Below are 15,769 nucleotides of genomic sequence, written 5' to 3'. Positions count from 1 at the left end.
GTTTGCCGGTTCTCCCCGTATGTGGGTTCGGTCGCCGTCCGTGTGGGGGGGGCCGGGGGGGCGGCTGGACCTGCTTGGGTGGGCCTCACTACAGGGGCGTCGGTCCTTCGACATCGGCCTGGCACCAACGGCCAGCGGCCCCCGGAGGGGGCCGCCTTGATGAAGAAAAGAAACTCTGAACACACCGTCAGTACGTGCGGCGGATCTCTCGTAGCTGGTCTAGGTACGACTCGGCCTCGGCTTCGCCTGAGAAGCGGTCACTGAGCACAGCAGCCAAGTCCTGGGACACCATTGCTAGAGAGGGCAGCGACCGTCGTTCACCTGACAGGGCTCGTCGGCCAAATGTCACTGCTCCTTCTAGGTCGCCCTCACGAGCTGCGGCCACGCCCAAGGTGATCCGGGCTTCCGCGATCCGCATGGGAGCACGCTCGAACCCGTTGAAGTCGGTTGCTCCCCGGATGACCTCATCGGCCAGAGTGCTTGCCAAGCGGTCATCACCGACGTGGCGGTAGCAGTCCATCGCGTAGAAGTCGAACTTCAGCGGGTCCACCACGAAGTGGTTGTCGATGTTGTCCGGGTAGGGCATCGAGTCCAGGAGCACGCGGCCTCGCTCAAGTGCGTTCTCCATCTCGAGTTGGCGGCCCATGCGTGCCCACGCCTTGGCTTCCTGTGCGATCAGTTGAACACCAACGGAGTGGTTGCCCGACACGGCCTGCCCGGCCTGCGCTGCGGCCACCACTCCTCTGTAATCGCCAGAGGTGAGGGAGAACCATGCCTTCATCTCGTGAGCCCACCCGAGGATGCCCGCGCTGCCGACCTCTTGCCCGAGGTTGAGCGCGGCACGCCGTGTGGCTTCGGCGGCCCGTCGATCGCCCATGTCGTACTCAAGGCACCCCACCAACAGCGCAAGCCAACCAGCCAACTCCAGAGTGTCTCGTCGTTGGGAGAAGCTGAGGCGCTGTTCTTGCATCTCCACGATGCGGCGCAACCATCGTCGTCCCTCGATCACCAACTCGTCAGGACGGCTGTGGGCGTACTCGGAGCAGAGTCGATCGACTGTGATGCGCAGGGCCTGCAACGTCGCCTCGTTGATCGAGGACGCCTGCAAGCGGGACACGATTTCCATGGTGTCCATGCCTGTCGCGTTCACGATCTCCAGTCCAGAGTCGGTGCGGTTCTCAGGTGGGAACAGGGCTGTGGTGACGGTGTGGAGTGCGGCGGCAATGATCGGCGCGTAGTGCTGGCTCGGCTTGTTCTCGCCCCGCTCCCACGCCTTCCAGCGTCGGACCAAGTGATCAGGGTCGGGAAGCGCTTCATCGGTGTGCTGGCGCATCTGCTCGGCGGCTTCAGCTTGAGACCAGCCGCGGGCTTCGCGCAGCGCTCGGATGCGCCGCGCCCAACTCGGGACGTCACCAGCCATTGCGCTACCTCCTGGCCTGTCCTCTACCTGCTTCGAGTGTGTCACCGGCCTGCGGGTGACGGCAGGTGTCACGGTGGTGATGCGGCCTTGTCACCGTGTCACCACCTCTGACACCTAACGCAACACTGTGGTTACGCTGCGCTGAAGTCGATGCTTGAAGCATGGATGCCACACCTGACGACCTCCAAGTGATCAGCCATCGGATACACCGCATCCAAGCCCTGGTCACGAAGACGGATCAGCGCCTGCAGCGCCTTGAGGATCAGCCGGACTTCAGGCGCTTCGTTCTTCGAGGCGACTCACCCGCTCTGCCAAGGCCTCCACGGTGGCCTGAAGCTGATCAAGCTGGTTGATGATCGTTTGGACATCGATCTTGTGGACTTGCGCCGGCTCGGCGTTAACGAACACGCCAACAGCGGGCCTCAAGGTTACCCAGCCTTCGTCTTGCAGAACCTTGAGTGCCTTCTGAAGCGTCGCCAGGGCGACTCCGTGCTCTTCGGCGAGCTTCCGGTTGCCCGGCAGTTTCTCCAAGGGGGCAAGCCGTCCGGACGCGATCTCGTCCTTGATCGACTGAACCACTCGTTCGTAAGCCGCAAGACCAGGCGTCGCATCCACGTCCTAAGTCTAAGGGGCACTGAACCACACTGACCTATGTCAGAGTAGTCTGATCTATGTCAGACCGATTGAGGAGGACACCGTGGCTCTCAGCAACATCCCGGTCCTGTTGGACGGTTACACGCTTCAGATCACCGAGGTTCCGACGCTGAAGATGCGGATGGACGAGCAGACCAAGCAGGAGGTTCCGGCGACGGACCGGGACGGTGCGCAGTTGTTCGTGGTGCGCCTGTTCGCCAAGCCGCCGGCAGGGCCGTCCGGTCGTCGGGGCAAGGGTGACGAGATCGCGGTGACGCTGACGACGGACCCCGGTGACGGCTTTGAGGAGGGGGACCGGGTGGACCTGGTGGACCCGACGGTGTCGATGTGGTCGAACGACTTCGGTGCGGGCTTGTCGTTCCGGGCGGTGGCGTTGGTGCCGCGTGTGCGGTCCTCGGCTGCGGCCTGACGTTCTGATGCTTGGTTGCCCCGCCCGGTAGGCCGGTGGCCCGTTCGAGTCGGGCCGGTGGTGCGTGTGACCTGCGTTCGTCCACTGGATTGGTGTGCTGCCCGTTCGAGTCGGGCGTAAGGGCGTGCGGTCTTGTTGTTTGAGAATTCCACAGTGGATAGAGACTTGCCTGAATCCGGCGCTTTCCTGGCGATTTTCGCCGGGATGTTCGGTGGTGTCAGGGGTGTGCAGAACGGTCCTGACACCTGCCGTGCGTCCCGAAAACGGAGGAAGTGATCTATGTGGCCAGGCTTGACGGTGTTGTCTCGGTGGTGGACAAGGCGCGGAGTGATCACCCTTACGTGATGGCGGTTCCTCTGCCTCGTGTTTACCGCATGTTGTCGCAGCGGAAGATGGAGGCGGTCCCGTTGTGGGAGGGGAAGTTGGTGTCCGCCCTGATCGATGCCGGTGAGTTCGCGCTGGGTTCTCGTCGGCTCGATCTGGAGTGCGACGGGAACACGCGCACGGTGCAGGTGATCGAGGTTTCGGCGTAGACGCGAAACGGTTCTGAGACCTGTTGTGCGTTTGGAAGGGAGTCGGTGTGGCGATGGTGGAGGTAACTCCAGCGTTGCGGCAGGCCGCGCTGCTGTTCGCGGTGGCGCAGCACCTGACCGCCAATCCGCACCTGCATCCGGTGTGGGTGCAGGGAAACGACTTGCAGCTTGTTCATGATGCGTCCGCGGTGGATCTGTTGGCGTGGGCGGACAGCCTGACGAATCAGTGTGTCACGGTGTCGGACATCAAGGGGCAGGCGTTCGTCTACGTGACGGGTTCGCTGGGAAGCGGTACGGCGACTGTGTGGAACGTGGTGCCCGGCCTGCTCGGCTGGCTGGAGCTGCCGCGATCTGCGTATGGGGAACCAATCGAGTTGGACCTGTTGCGCCGGTTCGTGTCCATGCGGAACGGCGGTGGTCCCGGTGAGTGAGGACCTGTTCGGCAACGAGGTTCCGGACGTGCCGCTGTCGAAGGACACGTCGCGGCGGATCAGCAACGACATGGAGCAGGTGCGCATGATCGCCCAACGTGCGGTCGACGGCACGACGTACCTGCTCGGCGCGAAGTCGAAGGTCTACCAATTGGTGGACTCGATCCGGATGCGGCCGGTGCCGTTGTGGGAGGCCGGGGTGGTGCTGCAACTGCTCGACAGCGGCATGTTCACCCGCGGCGGCAAGACGAAAACCATGCTGTGCGGCGCGGTCCGTATCTCGGTGACCTGGGTCAACGTGCCGTTGTCGACCAAGAAGACGCTGAGCCGGTGGGCCGCGTTGCGGGTGCCCCAGACGTGGGCCGCTGCGGCTAATCAGAAGGGAGCGTGACCGGTGGCAGAGATTCTGAACGCTCGGGCGGTGAAGAGGTACGGCGAGTTCGTCGGCGCGATCGATTTCACCACGGAGCAGTTCCCGCAGGTGCGGAAGCTGATCGGCCGCATGAAGGTGTCCAATGTTCCGGCGGGTTCGTGGCGGGTCGCCAAGCCCGACGAGTTGCGCATGATGCTGGAGAAGGCGTTGCGCAGCTTGGAGGCGCTCAAGGCGCAGGCGCAGAAGTACGAGGCGGAACTGAAGTCCCGCGAGTGGAAGGTGTGACGTGTCGCTCCAGTTGGACAACGCCATCAGCGAGATCAACACGGCCATGACGCAGTTGCGGGACGCGGTGAAAGGCATCCCGGCGCGTCGTGAGGGGTTCAAGAAGCTGCACGACGAGTTCACCAAGGACGTGGCGACGTTGACCACGGCCTTGTCCTATGCGCGGGGCATGTTGGACGAGAACGCGGCCAAGCGCAAGAAGAAGTCGAAGAGCGAGTAACGCGCGTCCGGACTCGGTGCGGCCGACCACTCCTGTTCACGTGGGTGGTCGGCCGTTGCCGTGTCCGGGCCTTGCGCACAACCGGGTCTGAACAGAAGGGACACATGATGTTTCGCAAATCGAGAGGCCGTTCCCGGCGCAATCCCGGTGCGGAGTTCCGGGCGGTGGTGTGGATGGTGCGCCACCCCGGCATGACCGGTGCCCCGATCGCGGTGGCGGCGGCCATGGACAAGTTCGGCCCCACCCCGGTAGGCATGGCGGCCGGTGTGGTCGGGGCGGGCATGGGCGCGTGGTACCGGGGCCACCCCGACACCTTCGACACGATCGCCGCGCCGCTGCTGCGGTCCTGGCGTCGGCGCTGGGCCGGTGCCTACGTCGGGCGTCGGTGGGCGGATCTGATGGCGGCCTGCGACCTGACCCGCACCCACTCCCGCACAGGTCGGGTGTTGGTGCCCCGGGTGATGGGGGTGCGGTCGTGGTCGCCCTCGATCGACACCGTTCGGGTCAAGCTCGTGCCGGGGCAGTCAGTGCGGTCGGTGGTCGACAAGGCCGAAGAGTTGGCTGACACGCTCAAGGCCCAGCGGGTGGCGGTCGAACGCGGTGAACCCGGTGAGGTGGTGTTGATCGTGCAGCGTGACGAGCCGTTCACACACCTGATCCCGTCACCGGACATGCCCGAGGAGGTCGCCGACGTCGATCCGAAGTCGTTGTACCTGGGTGAGGACGAGTTCGGCCGCGACTACTGCGAGCCGCTGTTCGGCACGCACTTCCTGCGGGCCGGTGCGACCGGTGCGGGTAAGAACTCGATCCCGGCGCAACGGTTGCGGCAGGCAGCCCCGTTGATCCGCGCCGGTCTGGTCCGGCCGTGGGTCATCGACCCGAAGATGCTGGAGTGGGCCTGGGCCAAGCCCATTCTCGACGGCCGTTACGCCGACAACCCGACCGACGCCCACGAGCTGATAGAGGCGTTCGTGGTCAACATGGAGCGCAAGCAAAAGCGGATGCAGCGCGAAAAGCTGCGCAAGGCCCCGTTGTCGGAGGAGTACCCGGTCGACTGGCTGATCTTCGACGAAATCGGCTACATGATGGCCTACCGCCCGGACTACGCGCACTCGATCACCGAGAAGGCCGCGATCATCGCCTCGATGGGCCGCACCACGCACGACGTGTTGGAGGCGTTTGTGCAGGAGCCCACCAAGGACACCGTGCCGATCCGGGAGCTGCTGCCGCACCGGGTGTGCCTGCGGGTCACCGACTCGGGCCACCCGGACATGGTCCTGGGGGACGGGATGCGCAAGCGCGGCGCGGTCGCCGACGAGATCCCCGAGGGTGAGGACACCGCCGGAATCGGCTTCGCCAAGGCCCCGCGGCGTCCCCAGCCGCGCCGGGTGCGCATCGCCTACACCGACGACGCCCAGCTTGACGAGCTGGTCTCGTTCGTCCGCACCCCGGGTCTGCGCGCCGTCTCCTGACCCACCCCTACCCCGCTCGCCTCGCCTACCTGAAAGGGAGGTCTGTTTGCCATGCCCGCCAACGGTTCCCGCTCGCTGGACCGCATCTTCCGCACCCTCTACGGGCTGATGCGTTCCCGTCACCTGCCCCGCCCGGACCGGCTCGTGATCTCCACCCGGTCCCGCTCCGCGCACGCCGAGTTCACCACCGGCACCCCGCCGGACCTGCTCGCCGCCGCGCTGCTGTGGTGCACCGGCCTGCACGGGATCAGCCTGGCCTGGACCCACCGTCCCGGCGGCGTCCTGGCCCTGGCCGCGACCGGACGCACAGCTGGGGGCGTCTGCCTCGGCCTGGCCTGCTCGGTGCCGCTGTCCGGGCTGGCCGCGCGGGTGGTCGACCTCGGCCCCACCCGGGTCGTCACGCTGGCCGGTGCGTTCCGGCTGGCCGAACACGCCACCGACACGGCCACCTTCGACGAGGTCGCCCACCTGGTCGCCGCCTCTCGTGCCGCCTCGACCGGTGCGGAGGTGGCGGCGTGAACCCCACCGACCACCCCGGCTACGTCGGACACCGGGCGCTCATGCTCGCCCTGTTCGGCCCCTCCGGACGACCCCCGGTGTGGCGTGCCGACGCCGCGTGCGCTGACCAGGACACCGAGACGTTCTTCACCTCCGCCACCTCCGCCGACGCCCTGGCGGTGTGCGCCGGATGCCCGGTGCTCGACCGGTGCCGCGCCGACAACCACGCCTGGGAGTCGGCCACTCGGTCCCGCCGCTTCTACGCCTCCGGCGTCGTCGGCGGACAGACCGCTTCCACCCGCAACCAGACCTATTACCCCCGCAACCGCGAACAGTCCCGAAAGGACGTGGCGTAGATGCAGCTCCAGGTCGTCATTCCCGTCAAGCGCACCACCCTTCCCCGTCTCGCCGGAGTCCTGGCGGTCGCGGTCGTGTCGTTGGTGGTCATGTGGGCGCTGTTCGGCTGGCTCGGTGCGCTCGTGCTCGCCCTGGTCCTGTCCGCCCTGGCCCGCCTGCTGCTGCGCGCCGCACGCGGCCAGTAGCCCTTGAAAGGAGGTGCACCGTCGTGAAGCTGCGCCGTACCAAGCCCGCGGGCTCCCCGGCCGACCAGCCCGACCGGTCGGGGACCCGCGCGGTGCGCCGACTGCGTCACAAGCTCGCCGAAGCGCACGACGTGCACGCCCTGTCCGCCGACCCGCTGTTGGGCGCGGTCACCGCCGAACGCTTCCGCGTTTCGGTCACCCGCACCATGTGGTTCTTCCTCGCCGTGGGCCTGGGCTTCACCACCACCGGGGTTCACGACTTCCTCGCCGGAACGCTCCCCGTCACCGACCCCCTGTGGTGGGGAGCCTGGCTGGTCGAACCCGCCCTCGCCGGAATCCTGATCAACCTCCTGCGCTGGGAAGCGCAGATGATCGCCGCCGGAATCGAGATCAACAGCCGCTGGGTCGGCGGGCTGAAGTGGGTCCTGCTCGCCGCGACCCTGATCACCAACGTCTGGTCGGCGCTCACCCCGTCAACCGGCCCGATCAAGTCCGGCAACGTCTTCCTGCACCTGCTCATCCCGCTCGTGGTGTTCCTGCTCGCCGAAGTCATGCCGGTCATGCAGGCCCGCTGCATCACCGCCCGCGACAACGCCCTCAAAGCCCTCCCGGCGCACGTCGACACCGCACCGCCCGTCGACCCCGCTCCGGCCGTTGACACTTCCGCGGCTGACGACCCGTCCCTTGATGCCCCGATGGCTCGACCCGTCGCGGAGCACGCTCCGGTGCCCGCGCCCGCCGTCGATCCGGTCCAGGCGGTCTCCGCGCTGCGGTTGCCGCCGCACATGAGCCACGCCCTGACTACCCGCATCGGCGAGTTGGGCCGCCCGCTCGACGCCCACGAAGTCGGTCAGCTCCTGGGCGTCCCGGACGCCTTCGCCGCCCGCGTCGCCGACCAGCTCGCCGCCTGACCACGAGCACCGACCGCCACCCCTGCGGCCGGTCGCTCCACATGGGGCGGGCACGACCACTCCCCGGTCGTGCCCGCCCTTCGTCGTTCCGGCCCCTGACAGCCCTACAGCCCCGAAGGAGGTGCCTCGTTGTTCACCCTGGAAGACCGCATCACCGCCCGCCTGCGCGCCTCCGACTACCGCGACTGGCGCGACAAGGTCACCGCCACCGGCGGATGCGCCCAACCCGTCCGGCTGGCCGGCAGCTGGCAGGTCCAGCACGCAACCACCGGCGCCCTGCTCGACTGGCACGGCGGTGACGTCCTGGTGCCCTGCGGCAACCGCCGCGAGTCGGTCTGCCCGGCCTGCTCCGACCGATACGCCGCCGACGCCTACCACCTGATGCACGCCGGACTCTCCGGCGGCTCCAAGGGCGTCCCGACCACGGTCACAGAGAAGCCGCGGCTGTTCGCCACCGTCACCGCACCGTCGTTCGGGCCGGTCCACAACCAGCCCACCACCCGCACCGGCAAGCGCCGCCCCTGTGCGTGCGGCGACTACCACCACGACGCAGACCCGCGCCTGGGCGCGCCGCTCGATCCCGGCACCTACGACTACGTGGGCTCGGTGCTCTGGCAGGCCAACGCGGGCAAGCTGTGGCACCGCCTCACCATCGCCCTGCGCCGCGCCCTCGCCCGCGCCGCCGGGCTGACCGTGCGCGAGTTCCGCCACCACGCCCGCGTCTCCTACGCCAAGGTGGCCGAGTACCAGCGGCGCGGCCTGGTCCACTTCCACGCCGTCATCCGCGTCGACGGCCCCGCCGGTCCCACCGACCCCGCCCCGGCCTGGGCGACCGCCGAACTGGTCGAGCACGCCGTGACCGCCGCCGCCCGGTCGGTCGAGGTCGACCAGGAACGCCCGGACGGCTCCACCATGACCCTGCGCTGGGGCGCACAGGTCGACGTGCGCCGCATCCGGCCCACCTCGACGCACGAGGTCGAAGAGAACGGCGAGATCAGCGAAACCCGGCTCGCCGGGTACGTCGCCAAGTACGCCACCAAGGGCACCGGCAAGAGCGAAGCCGCCGACCGGCCGATCCGCTCCCAACTCGACATCGACCACCTGCGGGTCTCAGACCACCACCGCCGCATCATCCAAACTGCTTGGGACCTCGGCGGCCGTGACGAGTTCGCCAAGCTCAACCTGCGCCGCTGGGCGCACATGCTCGCCTTCCGCGGGCACTTCCTGTCGAAGTCGCCGACCTACTCGACCAGCTTCAAGGCCATCCGTGAGGAACGACGCGCGTTCCGCACGGTCGAACTCCTCGACCGCCTCGGCCACGAACCCGACACGGTTCTGCTGGTCCACGACTGGACCTACACCGGCTCCGGCCACCGCAACGACGCCGAACGCGAACTGGCCCTGGCCATCGCAGAACGAACCCGTGAGCAGCGCAAACGCAAGTACGAACAGGAGGCAGCCGCATGACCAAGCTCTGGGGGATGAAGGAGGTCGCCGACTTCCTGGACGTCCCGATCAACACCCTCTACCAGTGGCGCACCAAGAAGTACGGTCCGCCCGGCAAGCGCATCGGCAAGTACGTGCGGTTCGTCCCGGACGACGTGCGGGCCTGGGTCGACGCGCAGCCCAGCGGGGTGTCCTGATGGCGCGGCCACGGCTGCCGGTCGGCACGCACGGGGAGATCAGGTGCTACCCGATGCGCAGCGGCAAGTACCGGGCGATCACGAACTACCGCGACTACGACGGCGTGTTGCGCCCGGTAGAACGGGTGGGCAGGAGCGAGACCAACGCCAAGAACAACCTCAAGGTGGCCCTCCGCGACCGCGCCCGCGCCGTGGTGGGGGAGGAGGTCACCGACAAGACCAGGATCACCGCCGTCGCGGACATGTGGCTGCGGGAGCTGGACGAATCGGGCAAGGCACTGCGGACCAAGCGGACCTACCGGGAGACCTGGACCCGTGACCTGGTTCAAGCGGTCGGGGAACTGACCGTGCGGGAGGTGACCGTGGCGACTGCCGAACGGGTGCTCAGGGCCATCCGGGACCGGGCGGGCCTGGGCAGCGCCCGACACGCGAAGGTGGTGCTCACCGGCATCATGGGCTTGGCCGTGCGCTACGGTGCGCTGGACACCAACCCGGTTCGGGAGATCGGCGCGCTCGGCACGAGCAAGAAGGCCCGGCAGGAGCCGAAGAAGCTCACCGAGATCACGTGGGACGAGTACCTGGGCCTGCGCGCGTTCCTGGTCGCCTCCCCGGCGGCGGCGCGAGCCGACCTCGTGGACCTGGTCGACGTGCTGGCCGCGACCGGCGCCCGGATCGGGGAGCTGCTGGCGCTCGACTGGTCACGGATCGACGCGGACGCTCGGACGCTCCGGTTGGAAGGCACGGTGATCCGCGAGACCGGCTCCGGCCTGCTTGTCCAACCGCACACGAAGTCCTCGGCGGGGATGCGCACGATCAAAGTCCCGACCTGGGCGGCTGAGGTGCTGGCCAAGCGGCGGGCGGACGCCTCGGCCGAATGGGTGTTCGCCTCGGGCAACGGCTCGCTGCGCGATCCCGACAACACCCGCAAGAGCCTGCGCCGGGTACTGGCCGAAACGGCCTGGGAAGGGCTCCACCCGCACGCCTTCCGGCACCTGGTGGCGACCAGGCTCGACCAGGCCGGGCTGTCGGCGCGAGAGATTGCGGACTACCTCGGCCACGCTCAGGTGAGCATGACCCAGGACGTCTACATGATCCGCAAGACGGTCGGCCAAGCGGCGGCCGACGCCCTGGAAGGTCTCGGGCCGGAGAAGTGAATCATGTGGGTTTGACGTGGGCCGATCTTGACCGGTGATCGGCCCCGCCGTCACTACCTGCACTGCTGTGCCCCCGGCAGGATTCGAACCTGCGACCTCGGGATTAGAAGTCCCTCGCTCTCTCCACTGAGCTACGGAGGCGCTCGGGGCGTTGACCACGTGCGGTAGCCGCGCGGCCTGCCCCACCGGACACATCGTCCAGACGATGCTTCGCGTTTCCGTCCGGCGCCGGAAGACTGATCAGAACGGCCAAAAAGTGACGTGCATCACGCCGGAGCCGCTGTCGAGTCGCGCGAAACCAGGGAAACGGGCAGTCTTGTCGGCCCTCCGGGTCTGGCGCCGTCCAGCAGGCGCAGTGCCAGTTCGCCCGCGCGCCGCCCCTTCTCCACCAGGGGTTGACGCACCGTAGTCAGCGGCGGGTCCGCGTGGGCGGCCGCCGGCACGTCGTCGAAACCCACCACGGACACGTCGTGGGGTACCCGCAGCCCGAGGTCGCGCACCGCCTGGAGCGCCCCGAACGCCAGTTCGTCCGAGGCGCACAGCAGCGCCGTCGGCCGGGGGGTGGCGGACAGCAGCTCGCGCGCGCCCTCGCGCCCCAGTTCGCGGCTGCTGCGCGCGCACTCCCAGATCGGCTGCGGGCCGGTCACCTCCAGGTACCCGTGCAGCCGGTCCCGGGTGACCCGGAACGGCGCCGCGGCCAACCGCTCGGCCGACACGGGGCCGGCGTGCCCGTCCGGGCGCAGCGCGAAGGTCAGCACGCCGAACCGCCGGTGCCCCAGGTCGCGCAGCGCCGCGGCGGCCAGTCGCGCCCCGCCTAGGTCGTCCACCTCGACCCGCGCGGTGTCCGGCAGCACGGGCTGGTCGATCACCACCATCGGCAGCCCGCGCGCCCGCACGGCGACCAGGGCCGGCGCGTCGTCCGGCAGCGAGTACGCCACCACGACGTCGGCCTGCGCCCGCGCCACGGTCTCGGGTCGGGGCCCGCCCCGGTCGCGGCCCGGCATCAGCACCAGGCAGTGGTCGTGCCCGTCCACGGTCGAGGCCAGCCCGTCGAGCACGATCGACAGCGCCGGGTCGGAGAACGACGCGGACAGCTGCTGCCCGAGCATGAACCCGACGGCCGCGCTGTGCCTGGTCGCGAGGCTGCGCGCGACCGGGTCCGGCCCCGCGTACCCGAGCGAGGCGGCGGCGGCCAGGATGCGCTCGCGCAACGCCGCGGAGAGCTGGTCGGGCCGGTTGTAGGCGTTGGAGACCGTCGCGCGCGACACGCCGACGGCGCTGGCGACCGTGTCGAGCGTCGGCTTCCGGGGGCGGTCCACGTGAGGAGCGTAACCAGGTATTCAGGTGGACGTTCTGAAGCGCTTCAGTCAGACTCGTCGCCATGCCGACGCCACGCCTCGCCGTCTTCGCGGTGTTCCTGTTCAACGGGGCGATGTTCCTCTCCTGGGCCGCCCGCATGCCCGCGCTGGCCAACCAGGTCGGCGCGACCGAGGCGACCCTGGGGCTGGCCCTGCTGGGCGCGAGCATCGGCCTCGCGCTCACCGCGCCGTTCGCCGCCCGGGTCTGCGCGCGGGTCGGCGCGCGCAGCCTGGTCCTGGCGGGCGCGGCCGTCACGGTCGTGGCGGTGCCCTCCCTCACCCTGGCCACGACGCCGCTCCAGCTCGGCCTGATCCTGCTCGTGATCGGCTCGTGCGGCGCGATGCTGGACGTGGGCATGAACGTCGCCGCGGTCGCCGTCACCCGCGCCCTGGACCGCCCGCTGATGCCGCAGTTCCACGCGGGCTTCAGCGTCGGCGGCCTGGTCGGCTCGCTCGGCGCGGCCCTCGCGGCGGGCGTCGGCTGGGACCTCACCCGCCACCTGCTCACCGTCGCCGCGGTCGGCGCGATCACCATCGCCTGGGTGCTGCGGGCCGTGCCGGGCGCGACCGGCGAGGCGGCCGGCTCGCCCGCGGACGACCGCCCGGTCCTCAAGCGCCCGCTGCTGTGGCTGCTGGCGACGATCACCCTGTTCTCCGCGATCGCCGAGGGCGCCACGTCCGACTGGTCGGCGCTGTTCTTCGTCGGCGAGCGCGGCCTGAGCGAGAGCGCCGCCGCGGCCGCCTACGTCGGCTTCTCCATCGCGATGGCCGCCGCCCGCCTGTTCGGCGAGGCCGTGCAGCGCCGGCTGGGCCCGTACCGCCTGCTCGCGGGCGGGGCGCTGGTGGCCGCGGCGGGCCTGGCGCTGGTCGTGCTGGTCCCGGTCGCGGCGACCGGCTACGTCGGGTTCGGCTTCGTCGGCCTGGGGCTGGCGTTCGCCTTCCCGGTGGTCATGGACCTGGCGGGCGACGCGGGCCGCCGCGAGGACGGCACGGGCGGCGAGCGCGAGATCGGCCTGGTGACGACGGTCGCCTACACCGGCTTCCTGGTGGGCCCGCCGCTGGTCGGCGGCATCGCCCACGTGAGCAACCTCTCGGTGTCGCTGGGCTTCGTGGCGTTCGTCATCGCCATGATGGTGCCCGCGGTGTGGCTGGCGCGGCGCTCCCGGGACCGCGAGCTCACGCGGCGGGCAGTCGGCTCATCGCGGCCTTGAGCAGCGGCTGCATCACCGACAGCATCTGCTCGGCCTCGCCGCCGGGCTGGGTCATCGCCACCAGGACGCTGCGGTTGGCGTTCACGGCCAGCGTCGCCGTGCACGCCATCGAACCGCCGCTCGCCTCGCAGAACACCCACGCGGAGTGCCCTTCGACCACCACCTCGTGGCCCTTGGGCTGCCGGGACCGCACGTCCTGGTACTTCTGGTAGAGCGCGGCGACGACGGTGCGGCCCGCGAACGAGCCGTCGTCCAGCACGTACTGGCACGACTCCTGGATCAGGTCGTCCTTGCGCGCGGGCTCCTTCTTGAACGGCCCGATCGACCGCAGGTCGTCCTCGGTGAGCAGCCCGCACGGCTCCACGCCGACCACCGTCCGGGGTCGCGCGACCCGCGGCGCGCCGGCGGCGTTCGACGCCGGCGCGGAGGACGCCTCGCCGGCGCCGGGCACGGCCGTGCCGTTGATCGAGTAGCTGCACCCGGACAGGAGCAGGACGAGGGCGGCCAGGAGCGCCGAGCGGGAACCGGTCACGCCCGGCAACGGTAGTGGGTGTGATCTGCGCACGTCCGGCGGTTGGTGGCAGCCCACCCGGGCCGCCTACGCTCGTGCCGTGACCACTGAAGCGCCCACCCGAACCCAGCGCACCGGTCTGATCCCCCTGCTGGTCGTCGGCGCGACCATAGCCGCGCTGCTGACGGCGGGCCTGCTGGCGCTGACCGGCGGGGACACGTCGGGCCTGATGGTGGTGCGGGTGCTGACCGAGTCGGCGGCGGTGGTGACCATCGGCTCCCTGCTGCTGGCGGCGTTCCTGGTCCCACCGCAGGACAGCGGCACGCTGGCCGCCGACGGTTACGCGGCGTTGCGCACGGCCGCGTGGGGCGCCCTGGTGTGGACGCTGGGCGCGGTGCTCGCCGTGCCGTTCACGGTGGCGGACGCGCTGGGCCAGCCGGTGACCACGTTCCTGGAGCCCTCGGTGCTGTTCCAGGTGGCGGGGCTGGTGGAGCAGTCCAAGGCGTGGGTGGTCACGGCCGTGATCGTGGCGCTGCTGGCCCTGGGCTGCCGGCTGGTGCTGTCGTGGGGCTGGACGACGGCGCTGTTCTTCCTGTCCCTGTTCGCCCTGGTGCCGGTCGCGGTGACCGGGCACTCCTCGGGCGGCGGCTCGCACGACGTGGCCACGAACAGCCTGCTGTACCACCTGCTCGCGGCGGCGCTGTGGGTCGGCGGCCTGATCGCCCTGCTCGCGCACGGCCGCCGGGGCGGCGCCCACCTGGCCCTGGCGACCACCCGGTTCTCCCGGCTGGCCCTGGTCTGCTGGATCGTGATGGCCGTCTCGGGCGTGGTCAACGCGTGGGTGCGGCTGCCGCTGAGCCAGCTGTTCACCAGCGATTACGGCCTGCTGCTGCTCGGCAAGACGCTCGCCCTGGCGGTGCTGGGCGTGATCGGCTGGTTCCAGCGCGAGCGCGGCGTGAAGCAGGTCGTCGCCACGGGGTCCGGGCGCACGCTGCTCAAGCTCGCGGGCGTCGAGGTCCTGCTGATGTTCGCCACCATCGGCCTGGCCGCCGCGCTCAGCCGCACGCCGCCGCCCGCCGAGGGCCGCACCCTGCCCAGCCGCGTGGAGCTGCGCATCGGCTACGACCTGGACGGCGCGCCCACGGCGTTCCGCCTGCTGTTCGACTGGCGGTTCGACCTGGTCTTCGGCACGGCCGCGGTGGTGCTGGCGGTGGCCTACCTGCTGGGGGTGCGGCGGCTGCGCAAGCGCGGCGACGCGTGGCCGGTCGGCCGCACGGTGGCGTGGGTCGCGGGCTGCCTGACCGTGCTGTTCGCCACGTCGTCGGGCGTGGGCCGGTACGCGCCGGCGCTGTTCAGCGTCCACATGGAGGCGCACATGCTGCTGTCCATGCTGGCGCCGATCCTGCTGGTGCTGGGCGGCCCGGTGACGCTGGCGATGCGGGCGCTGCCGACGGCGGGCCGGGGCAACCCGCCGGGGCCGCGCGAGTGGCTGCTGGCGTTCGTGCACTCGCCGGTGGCGAAGGTGCTGACCAACCCGTTCGTGGCGCTGGCGCTGTTCGTGGGCTCGTTCTACGCCCTGTACTTCTCGGGCCTGTTCGACTGGGCGCTGGACTACCACTGGGCGCACCTGGCCATGAACGCCCACTTCATCCTGGTCGGCTACGTCTTCTACTGGCCGGTGATCGGCATCGACCCGTCGCCGAACCGGCTGCCGCCGCTGGGCAGGCTCGGGCTGCTGTTCGCCTCGATCCCGTTCCACGCGTTCTTCGGCATCGTGCTGATGAGCTCCCAGACCGTGATCGGCGAGGACTTCTACCGCTCGCTGGGCCTGCCGTGGGTGACGTCGCTGCTGGACGACCAGCGGCTGGGCGGCGGCATCGCGTGGGCGGCGGGGGAGCTGCCGCTGCTGGTGGTGATGGTCGCGCTGCTGGTGCAGTGGGCGCGGTCGGACAGCCGCGACGCCCGCCGGGCGGACCGGCGGGCGGACGCGGACGGCGACGCGGAGCTGGCCGCCTACAACGCGATGCTGCGCAAGATGTCCGGGAAGGGCTAGGGCCTGTCCTCAAAGCGGGTGCGGTTGGTCTGCTTTGATCTTGGGTCGTGATCCGCAGGCACGAGTTGAGCGATGAGCAGTGGCGGACCAT

At 69.7% G+C, this 15,769-nt stretch carries 20 protein-coding genes and 1 tRNA gene; 16 read left to right on the top strand and 5 right to left on the bottom strand.

Features of this window, described 5'->3' with window-relative positions; all coding sequences use genetic code 11:
- Positions 1 to 187 precede the first annotated feature (187 nt).
- Positions 188 to 1,420 carry a helix-turn-helix domain-containing protein gene (locus ACFV4N_RS28375; RefSeq protein WP_499675665.1) on the bottom strand — a complete coding sequence of 411 codons (1,233 nt, stop codon included), beginning with the start codon at positions 1,418 to 1,420 and terminating at the stop codon, positions 188 to 190.
- 273 nt (positions 1,421 to 1,693) lie between these two features.
- Positions 1,694 to 2,035, bottom strand: a complete 342-nt coding sequence (locus ACFV4N_RS28370) for a winged helix-turn-helix domain-containing protein (RefSeq protein ID WP_499675664.1) — start codon at positions 2,033 to 2,035, stop codon at positions 1,694 to 1,696.
- Positions 2,036 to 2,117: 82 nt separating this feature from the next.
- Here ACFV4N_RS28370 and ACFV4N_RS28365 point away from each other — a divergent pair, with 82 nt between their 5' ends.
- The 14 genes from ACFV4N_RS28365 to ACFV4N_RS28300 all read left to right on the top strand — a co-directional run bounded on the left by ACFV4N_RS28365 (position 2,118) and on the right by ACFV4N_RS28300 (position 10,545).
- A complete protein-coding gene (locus ACFV4N_RS28365; RefSeq protein ID WP_499675663.1) occupies positions 2,118 to 2,483 on the top strand; it encodes a hypothetical protein in 366 nt (121 codons plus the stop codon).
- Positions 2,484 to 2,755: 272 nt separating this feature from the next.
- A complete protein-coding gene (locus tag ACFV4N_RS28360; RefSeq protein WP_499675662.1) occupies positions 2,756 to 3,016 on the top strand; it encodes a hypothetical protein in 261 nt (86 codons plus the stop codon).
- Between the two features lie 47 nt (positions 3,017 to 3,063).
- Positions 3,064 to 3,447, top strand: a complete 384-nt coding sequence (locus ACFV4N_RS28355) for a hypothetical protein (protein ID WP_499675661.1) — start codon at positions 3,064 to 3,066, stop codon at positions 3,445 to 3,447.
- Positions 3,440 to 3,838 carry a hypothetical protein gene (locus ACFV4N_RS28350; protein ID WP_499675660.1) on the top strand — a complete coding sequence of 133 codons (399 nt, stop codon included), beginning with the start codon at positions 3,440 to 3,442 and terminating at the stop codon, positions 3,836 to 3,838. Before ACFV4N_RS28355 ends, ACFV4N_RS28350 begins: the two co-directional genes overlap by 8 nt.
- A 30-nt stretch (positions 3,839 to 3,868) precedes the next feature.
- Positions 3,869 to 4,105, top strand: coding sequence for a hypothetical protein (locus ACFV4N_RS28345; protein ID WP_499675659.1), 237 nt, complete (start codon positions 3,869 to 3,871; stop codon positions 4,103 to 4,105).
- 1 nt (position 4,106) lies between these two features.
- Positions 4,107 to 4,325, top strand: coding sequence for a hypothetical protein (locus ACFV4N_RS28340; RefSeq protein WP_499675658.1), 219 nt, complete (start codon positions 4,107 to 4,109; stop codon positions 4,323 to 4,325).
- A gap of 71 nt (positions 4,326 to 4,396) precedes the next feature.
- Entirely contained in the window at positions 4,397 to 5,797 is a 1,401-nt protein-coding gene (locus tag ACFV4N_RS28335; protein ID WP_499675657.1) for a cell division protein FtsK, read from the top strand.
- 51 nt (positions 5,798 to 5,848) lie between these two features.
- Positions 5,849 to 6,316, top strand: a complete 468-nt coding sequence (locus tag ACFV4N_RS28330; RefSeq protein WP_499675656.1) for a hypothetical protein — start codon at positions 5,849 to 5,851, stop codon at positions 6,314 to 6,316.
- A complete protein-coding gene (locus ACFV4N_RS28325; RefSeq protein ID WP_499675655.1) occupies positions 6,313 to 6,651 on the top strand; it encodes a WhiB family transcriptional regulator in 339 nt (112 codons plus the stop codon). Before ACFV4N_RS28330 ends, ACFV4N_RS28325 begins: the two co-directional genes overlap by 4 nt.
- On the top strand, positions 6,652 to 6,837 hold the full coding sequence (locus ACFV4N_RS28320; RefSeq protein WP_499675654.1) for a hypothetical protein: 186 nt from the start codon (positions 6,652 to 6,654) through the stop codon (positions 6,835 to 6,837).
- Between the two features lie 23 nt (positions 6,838 to 6,860).
- Positions 6,861 to 7,748, top strand: a complete 888-nt coding sequence (locus tag ACFV4N_RS28315) for a hypothetical protein (protein WP_499675653.1) — start codon at positions 6,861 to 6,863, stop codon at positions 7,746 to 7,748.
- 129 nt (positions 7,749 to 7,877) lie between these two features.
- Positions 7,878 to 9,215: a replication initiator gene (locus ACFV4N_RS28310; RefSeq protein ID WP_499675652.1), complete on the top strand. Its 1,338-nt coding sequence runs from the start codon at positions 7,878 to 7,880 to the stop codon at positions 9,213 to 9,215.
- On the top strand, positions 9,212 to 9,391 hold the full coding sequence (locus ACFV4N_RS28305; protein WP_499675651.1) for a helix-turn-helix transcriptional regulator: 180 nt from the start codon (positions 9,212 to 9,214) through the stop codon (positions 9,389 to 9,391). The genes ACFV4N_RS28310 and ACFV4N_RS28305 overlap by 4 nt, the downstream gene beginning before the upstream one ends.
- Entirely contained in the window at positions 9,391 to 10,545 is a 1,155-nt protein-coding gene (locus tag ACFV4N_RS28300; RefSeq protein WP_499675650.1) for a site-specific integrase, read from the top strand. The genes ACFV4N_RS28305 and ACFV4N_RS28300 overlap by 1 nt, the downstream gene beginning before the upstream one ends.
- 68 nt (positions 10,546 to 10,613) lie before the next feature.
- Here ACFV4N_RS28300 and ACFV4N_RS28295 read toward each other — a convergent pair.
- Positions 10,614 to 10,686 (bottom strand) — tRNA-Arg (locus ACFV4N_RS28295).
- 125 nt (positions 10,687 to 10,811) lie between these two features.
- Positions 10,812 to 11,864, bottom strand: coding sequence for a LacI family DNA-binding transcriptional regulator (locus ACFV4N_RS28290; protein ID WP_499675649.1), 1,053 nt, complete (start codon positions 11,862 to 11,864; stop codon positions 10,812 to 10,814).
- Positions 11,865 to 11,926: 62 nt separating this feature from the next.
- Between ACFV4N_RS28290 and ACFV4N_RS28285 the strand changes: the two genes are divergently transcribed.
- Positions 11,927 to 13,114 carry an MFS transporter gene (locus ACFV4N_RS28285; RefSeq protein ID WP_499675648.1) on the top strand — a complete coding sequence of 396 codons (1,188 nt, stop codon included), beginning with the start codon at positions 11,927 to 11,929 and terminating at the stop codon, positions 13,112 to 13,114.
- Here ACFV4N_RS28285 and ACFV4N_RS28280 read toward each other — a convergent pair.
- Positions 13,080 to 13,646: a DUF3558 family protein gene (locus tag ACFV4N_RS28280; RefSeq protein ID WP_499675647.1), complete on the bottom strand. Its 567-nt coding sequence runs from the start codon at positions 13,644 to 13,646 to the stop codon at positions 13,080 to 13,082. The genes ACFV4N_RS28285 and ACFV4N_RS28280 overlap by 35 nt on opposite strands.
- Positions 13,647 to 13,725: 79 nt before the next feature.
- Here ACFV4N_RS28280 and ACFV4N_RS28275 point away from each other — a divergent pair, with 79 nt between their 5' ends.
- Entirely contained in the window at positions 13,726 to 15,678 is a 1,953-nt protein-coding gene (locus ACFV4N_RS28275) for a bifunctional copper resistance protein CopD/cytochrome c oxidase assembly protein (protein ID WP_499675646.1), read from the top strand.
- Positions 15,679 to 15,769 lie beyond the last annotated feature (91 nt).

Source organism: Actinosynnema sp. NPDC059797 (assembly GCF_042732085.1).
In the GTDB taxonomy this organism is placed as follows: domain Bacteria; phylum Actinomycetota; class Actinomycetes; order Mycobacteriales; family Pseudonocardiaceae; genus Actinosynnema.
This window is presented reverse-complemented; position numbering and strand designations above follow the sequence as displayed.

Excerpts from the sequence above, each read along its gene's own strand:
- ACFV4N_RS28305 (WP_499675651.1), top strand. The coding sequence starts at position 9,212 with ATGACCAAGCTCTGGGGGATGAAGGAGGTCGCCGACTTCCTGGACGTC.
- ACFV4N_RS28320 (WP_499675654.1), top strand. The coding sequence starts at position 6,652 with ATGCAGCTCCAGGTCGTCATTCCCGTCAAGCGCACCACCCTTCCCCGT.
- ACFV4N_RS28300 (WP_499675650.1), top strand. The coding sequence starts at position 9,391 with ATGGCGCGGCCACGGCTGCCGGTCGGCACGCACGGGGAGATCAGGTGC.
- ACFV4N_RS28330 (WP_499675656.1), top strand. The coding sequence starts at position 5,849 with ATGCCCGCCAACGGTTCCCGCTCGCTGGACCGCATCTTCCGCACCCTC.
- ACFV4N_RS28285 (WP_499675648.1), top strand. The coding sequence starts at position 11,927 with ATGCCGACGCCACGCCTCGCCGTCTTCGCGGTGTTCCTGTTCAACGGG.
- ACFV4N_RS28375 (WP_499675665.1), bottom strand. The coding sequence starts at position 1,420 with ATGGCTGGTGACGTCCCGAGTTGGGCGCGGCGCATCCGAGCGCTGCGC.